Source organism: Mesorhizobium sp. M7A.F.Ca.US.002.01.1.1, assembly GCF_004022955.1.
GTDB lineage: Bacteria > Pseudomonadota > Alphaproteobacteria > Rhizobiales > Rhizobiaceae > Mesorhizobium > Mesorhizobium ciceri.
In genome coordinates, this window is sequence record NZ_RZQE01000371.1 from 1 (window position 1) to 5,955 (window position 5,955).

The window sequence follows — 5,955 nt, forward strand, 5'->3', positions numbered from 1 at the left end:
GAGTAGGGGAGTAGGGAAGTAGGGAAGTAGGGAAGTAGGGTTGAATGTTCTGTTGCGGTCCGCGCCAAATTCTACTGACTACTGACTAACCCATCCACCACAAGAACGGTCGCCATGAACGACGCCGCCAAGAGGTCACTGCCCGAAGAGGTCACCACCACGAGCGAAGTGGCGGCTGGGGCCATCCTCACCATCGATCTCGGTGCAATCCGTGAAAACTACCGCCGGCTGAAGACGCGGTTGGGCGATGTTGCCTGCGCTGGTGTGCTCAAGGCGGACGGCTACGGCCTTGGCGCCGGCCAGGTCGGGGCGGCACTGCTGCGCGAAGGCTGCGATATCTTCTTCGTTGCGCTTCTGGGCGAAGGCGTCGCCCTGCGCCGCTCGCTTGGGGCCGGCCCTGCCATTTTCGTGTTGAACGGCATTCCGCCCGGTGCCGAGCCGGACGCTGTGGCAGCAAACCTTTGCGCTGTTATCAACAGCCACGAGCAACTGGCAGCCTGGCGTGCTGCGGCCCGCCGCGCCGGCCGAAAACTGCCGGCCGCGGTCCAGGTTGACAGCGGCATGTCGCGGCTCGGCATGGCGCCTCGGGATGTGGATCGCGTTGCCGCCGATCCGCAGGCCTTCGACGGCATCGACATCAGGTTCGTGATGAGCCATCTGGCCTGCGCCGACGAGCCGGAGCATCCGGCCAATGAGAAGCAGCGGTCGGTGTTCGAGCGGCTGCGCGCAATGTTGCCGAAGGCGCCGGCGTCGCTGGCCAATTCCTCCGGCATCTTTCTTGGGCCGTCCTTTCACTACGATCTCGCCCGCCCCGGTGCCGCCCTCTACGGCATCAATCCGACGCCGCCAAAGTCCAATCCGATGCTGCCGGTGGTGCGGCTGCAGGCAAAGGTGGCACAGACGCGCAGCGTCGAAAAGGGCGCCGGCGTCGGCTATGGCCACAGCTATCATGCGCAAGGCCCGCTCAGGCTGGCGACGATTTCGTTCGGCTACGCTGATGGCTGGCAACGCCGCGCCGCGTCCGCCGCCTGGTTCGAGGGCGTGCGGCTACCTTTCGTCGGGCGGGTGTCGATGGATTCGATCATTCTCGACATTTCCGCCCTGCCGGGCGGCAGGCTGCGCGAGGGTGATCTGGTCGAACTGCTCGGTCCCTCGCAAAGCGTCGATGACGCCGCCGGCCATGCCGGCACCATCGGCTACGAGATCCTGACCAGCCTCGGCCCGCGCTTCCACCGGCGCTATGTCGGCGGTTGAGCGGTTTGGCCGCGCTTGACAAGCGGACGCCTGTCGGCAAGGCTCCATGCATGAGCAACCCAGCTTATATCAGAACCTTGTTCAGGGTCTGCCCGATCGCGGGATCGTAGCCCCGGCGCGGTCGCCTTTTGGCGTCCGTCCGAACCGGGGCATTTCTACCTGACATTATCATTCCCGAGCCAGACAGCTTCGCGGCTGCCGGTTTTTCATCAAGCCACCGTTTGCGCGGCGGCAGGCGCGCGTCTGTTCGATGCGCCAAGTCATGAGGTTTGCCATGCAACATGCAACAGGATTGCGTCCACCGAGTCGGCTTCTGGTCACCGATGCCGACCATCTCAGGCTGACGGGCCTGGCGCGGGCGTCGCTCGACCGCGTGCCCGAGACGGCCGAAGAATTGCTTTCGGAGATGGACCGTGCCGTTGTCACGGCAGCGGCTTCCATGCCGGCCAATGTCGTGCGGATGGGCTCGGCGGTGACAATCCGCAACGATGGCGGCAACATCCAGCGCGTCACGCTGGTCTATCCCGGCGAAGCAGACATCAGTGAAAACAGGATCTCGGTGCTGACGCCGATGGGGACGGCGCTCATCGGCGCGACCGCTGGGCAGACGGTGTGCTGGAGCAGCCGTGGCGGCCGGGAACTGTCGGCGACCATCGAAGTGGTCGATACGCCGGCCTGCGGGCGGGAGGGGGCCTGATCATGGAGACGGTGATGACAGGCGCGAATTTCCAGCTGACGACAAAGGACTTCGCCGTCCTCGAAATCATGTTGGAGCGTCGGCGGGCTTTCGCGGATCCGATTGTTCCAATGCTTGAAGACAAGCTTTCCAAGGCCGAGGTCGTCGCGATCGATTCGGTCGGATCCGATATCGTGACGCTGAACAGCAGGCTGGTATTCCGTGTCGATGCCGGCCCCGCCCAGACCCGGACCCTGGTGCAGAACGAGGTGCGCGGCCCGGTCGGCTCCAGCCTGTCGATCATGACAAGGCGGGGGCTTTGCATGCTCGGCATGGCCGAGGGCCAGACTGCATGGATCGAACAGGCCGACGGCAGGCGGGAGTCGGTCCTGATCGCGACCGTGCTCTACCAGCCGGAGGCCGCGCGGCGTGCCGTTAGGGAGAAATCCCAGGCCGAGGCGCGACGGCCGCATGGGCTCACCCTCGTCTACAGCGCCGCAGCCGATTGGCGGCCCCTTGGCGAAAGGGCCGGAATGCGGCAGACAGGGGACGACGACCCCGGTCCTGCGGCGGCGTGAACAGGCAACACTGCATGATCTCGAAAATCGGCATCGATTTTCGCCGGGGATCATGCGCAAATCGGAATGCGCCGCGTCCAGGCGTCCTCAAGGGCGTGCGACGCGGCAAGGAGTGAACGATGAAGATCATGGTGCTGGGCGGCGGCGTCATCGGAGTGACCACGGCGTACTTTCTCGCCGAGGCCGGCCACGAGGTGACGGTTCTCGACCGCCAGAAAGGCCCGGCGCTGGAAACCAGCTTCGCCAATGCCGGCGAAATTTCGCCCGGCTACGCCTCGCCCTGGGCCGGCCCCGGCATTCCGCTGAAGGCGATCAAATGGCTGCTGATGAAGCATGGCCCGCTGGTGGTGCGGCCGGCCTTCGATCCGCATATGTGGACATGGCTCATCAAGATGCTGCGCAACTGCACGGCCGAGCGCTATGCGATCAACAAGGCGCGCATGGTGCCGCTGGCCGAATACAGCCGCGATACGCTCAAGGCGCTGCGCGAAGCGACCGGCATCGCCTATGACGAGCGGACCCAGGGCACGCTGCAGCTGTTCCGGACGCAAAAGCAGCTTGACGGCACCGGCGGCGATGTCGAGGTGCTGAAGAAGTATGGCGTGCCTTACGAGATCCTCGACCAGGACGGTTGCATCGCGGCTGAGCCTGGCCTTGCCGGGGTGCGCGAAAAGTTCGTCGGCGGCCTCAGGCTGCCGCACGACGAGACCGGCGACTGCAAGATGTTCACCGACAGGCTGGCCGAACTCTGTGTGGCCCGTGGCGTCAAGTTCGAGTACGACGTGACGATCTGGCGCGTCATCCGCAGCCGCAACCGCATTGCCAATCTCAGCACCAGCAAGGGCTGGAAGACCGCCGACGCCTATGTGATGGCGCTGGGCAGTTATTCGGCGGGTTTCATGCGCCGGGTGAAGCGGCCGATCCCGGTCTATCCGGTCAAAGGCTATTCGATCACCGTGCCGATCAAGGACGCCGCCGCGGCACCGGTGTCGACGGTGATGGACGAGACCTACAAGGTGGCGATCACCCGGCTTGGCGACCGCATCCGGGTTGGCGGTACGGCCGAGATTTCCGGTTTCGACCTCAGGCTGCACGAATCGCGGCGGCGCACACTGGAACACTCGGTCGGCGATCTCTTTCCTGGCGCCGGCGCGATGCGGGACGCGACGTTCTGGTGCGGGCTGCGGCCGATGACGCCGGATGGCCCGCCGCTGATCGGCCGCACCGAGCTTTCCAATCTCTATCTCAACACCGGCCACGGCACGCTCGGCTGGACCATGGCTTGCGGCTCGGGCAAGGTGCTGGCCGACATCATCTCCAACCGGGTGCCTGACATCGACGTCCGCGACCTCGCGCAGGAGCGCTATCTGCGCTAGAGAGTCAGAACGCCTGCCGGACCCAGTCCTCGTCGAAAAGCAGCCGATACGCCCACGGGATCGTCACATTGGTGGCGACCGGATTGGAGTGGGCGACATAGTCGTCATAGATCGGCTTCATCCTGGTGTAGAAGGCCGGATCGAGCACCATCATGCCGTTCTCACTGTCGTGGAAGAAGCTGCGGTTGTTGAGGTTGACCGACGAGATGGCGACCAGCCTTTCGTCGATCATCATGATCTTGGAATGCAGCACCACGTCAGGCGCCTTGAATTCGCGGATGTTGATGCGGTCGCCATATTTCTCGACGAACAGCTTGTTGAGCGCGGTGAGGAACTTGCCGCCGATATCGCCCTTGAGATCGATGCGGCCGACAATGTCGATCCTGACGCCGCGCGCGAGCGCCCGGTCAACAGCCTGGGCAAGCTTGGGCGTCAGGTTGAGATAGGGGTTGACGATCTGGATATGGTGCTGGGCGGCGTCGACCAGCTCGACGAAATAATCCTCCAGCGCATGGCCATCCTCGTAGGGCACTGAAATGAAGTGCCGCGCCGTGCCTGAGGGGCGGCCGCCGGCGGACCGGACCGGAATGGAGAAGGGGCGCGCCAGATTGGTGTCGGCGTCGCGCAGCCACACTGTCGAAAGATGCGCGGCAAGGGTCTCGACCGTGGCCGGATCGGCGAACTCGACGTCGAAGTCGCTCCAGTTCGAATAGTAGTTCAGCGAGAATCCATCGGTCTTGCCGTATTGCTCAAGGTCGGGATAGCGCGACAGATCGATCGGCTGGTGGAACAGGAAGCCGTCATGGATGTTGCGGCCGCCGATGATGGCGCGCGACCGCCGTGGATCGTCGGCAAGCGTCGCCAGCATCTTGACGTGATGGACCTTGTGCAATTGTGAAATCTGCTCGTCGATCGGCGCGCCCCGATCCGCCCGCCAGCGATATTCCTGCAGCCCGACATTGGGGAATTCGGCCGCCAGCCGATGCAGCATGGTGTCGTCCTTGTCGCGCTCCAGCACGTCGGTGACCAGGATGCGCACCTTGGTGCCGAGGGCTGCATGATGACGGATCAGCCGTTCGATGATGCGGCCGGAGAAGTCGGCCTTGAACTCCAGGGATGACAGATAGATTAGCTTCAGTTTTGGGGCCCTGGAGAAGTCGAGCGGCAGCTCCGGGTCGCCCTTGTCGATGGCGCTGTCGGACAGCGGCGCTCCCATCAGCGCCTCGACCTTGGCGTTGAAGCCATCGCGCGATTTGCGCAGCAGGCGCGGCTTTCCGATCGGCAAGGCACAGGTCTGCGACAGCCAGCGGCTGGCATAGAAGGCGCGGCTGAGCGCATCGAGGCCTGTGGGGTCGGGCGTAGGGCAGCGCTCGTAGCGACTGTCGAAAGCGGCAAGCGCCGGATCGGCCCTCTCTTCGCGTCGGATGGTGAGCGGCGCGCCGGCCGGAGCAAGGCTGGAGCGGATTCTTGTCGCGCAGCGGTTCAGGCCGTCACTTGGAAACAGGCTGACCGTATCGTCCTCGCCGGACAGGCGAAAGCGAAATGCCGTGCCGGTGGCGATGGTGCGTGAAGCGCCGCCGGCACGGATCGCCAGCGTGCCGTCGCATGTGCCCCCGATGTCGGCCGGTTGCTTGCCGGCCTGGCGCAGCACGATCTCGACGCCGCGCGCTTGCAGGCCGGAGAAATCGAAGGTCTTGGGCGCCGAAGGCTGCGCCGCTGCATCGATGTAGAGCGTCTGTCGCGACACCCGCCAGCGTCCGTCAAAATGACCCTCGCCGCTGTTGGCGTCGGCCGGCGGCAGATGCGTTTCGGCGACCGGCCCGGCCAGTTTTTGCAGCGTCCGGTAGGTCGCCTGGAAATTGCTGTTGCGGATTTCATAGCGGTCGTGGCCGAAAAGGCCGGTGCCGTTGGCTCGGTCCATGGCGCCAAGCTGATGGCGGGCGAGCAGCGCCAGGAAGCGTTTTTCGTAGTCGCTGGTGCCGGCGTCGCCGAAAAACTGCGCGGCGGCGATCCGTGGCCCAGCTGTCTCCGCGGAGAGCGCGGGTCGCGCGCAAGCGCTTTGGCCTTGCAG

The 5,955-nt window shown here is 64.8% G+C and carries 5 protein-coding genes; 4 read left to right on the forward strand and 1 reads right to left on the reverse strand.

Features of this window, described 5'->3' with window-relative positions:
- Positions 1-114 precede the first annotated feature (114 nt).
- The 4 genes from alr to EN932_RS26790 all read left to right on the forward strand — a co-directional run bounded on the left by alr (position 115) and on the right by EN932_RS26790 (position 3,884).
- Positions 115-1,254, forward strand: coding sequence for an alanine racemase (alr, locus tag EN932_RS26775; protein WP_127369336.1), 1,140 nt, complete (start codon positions 115-117; stop codon positions 1,252-1,254).
- 274 nt (positions 1,255-1,528) lie between these two features.
- On the forward strand, positions 1,529-1,951 hold the full coding sequence (gene rnk, locus EN932_RS26780; protein ID WP_013529080.1) for a nucleoside diphosphate kinase regulator: 423 nt from the start codon (positions 1,529-1,531) through the stop codon (positions 1,949-1,951).
- Between the two features lie 2 nt (positions 1,952-1,953).
- Complete coding sequence (locus EN932_RS26785; protein WP_013529081.1) at positions 1,954-2,508, forward strand: nucleoside-diphosphate kinase; 555 nt, start codon at positions 1,954-1,956, stop codon at positions 2,506-2,508.
- Positions 2,509-2,627: 119 nt separating this feature from the next.
- Positions 2,628-3,884, forward strand: a complete 1,257-nt coding sequence (locus tag EN932_RS26790; RefSeq protein WP_013529082.1) for a D-amino acid dehydrogenase — start codon at positions 2,628-2,630, stop codon at positions 3,882-3,884.
- A 4-nt stretch (positions 3,885-3,888) separates the two neighbouring features.
- Here the strand turns inward: EN932_RS26790 and EN932_RS26795 are convergent, their stop codons facing one another.
- The gene (locus EN932_RS26795; protein ID WP_128369180.1) at positions 3,889-5,955 is read right to left on the reverse strand and encodes a phosphatidylserine/phosphatidylglycerophosphate/cardiolipin synthase family protein; all 2,067 of its coding nucleotides are present in this window, start codon (positions 5,953-5,955) and stop codon (positions 3,889-3,891) included.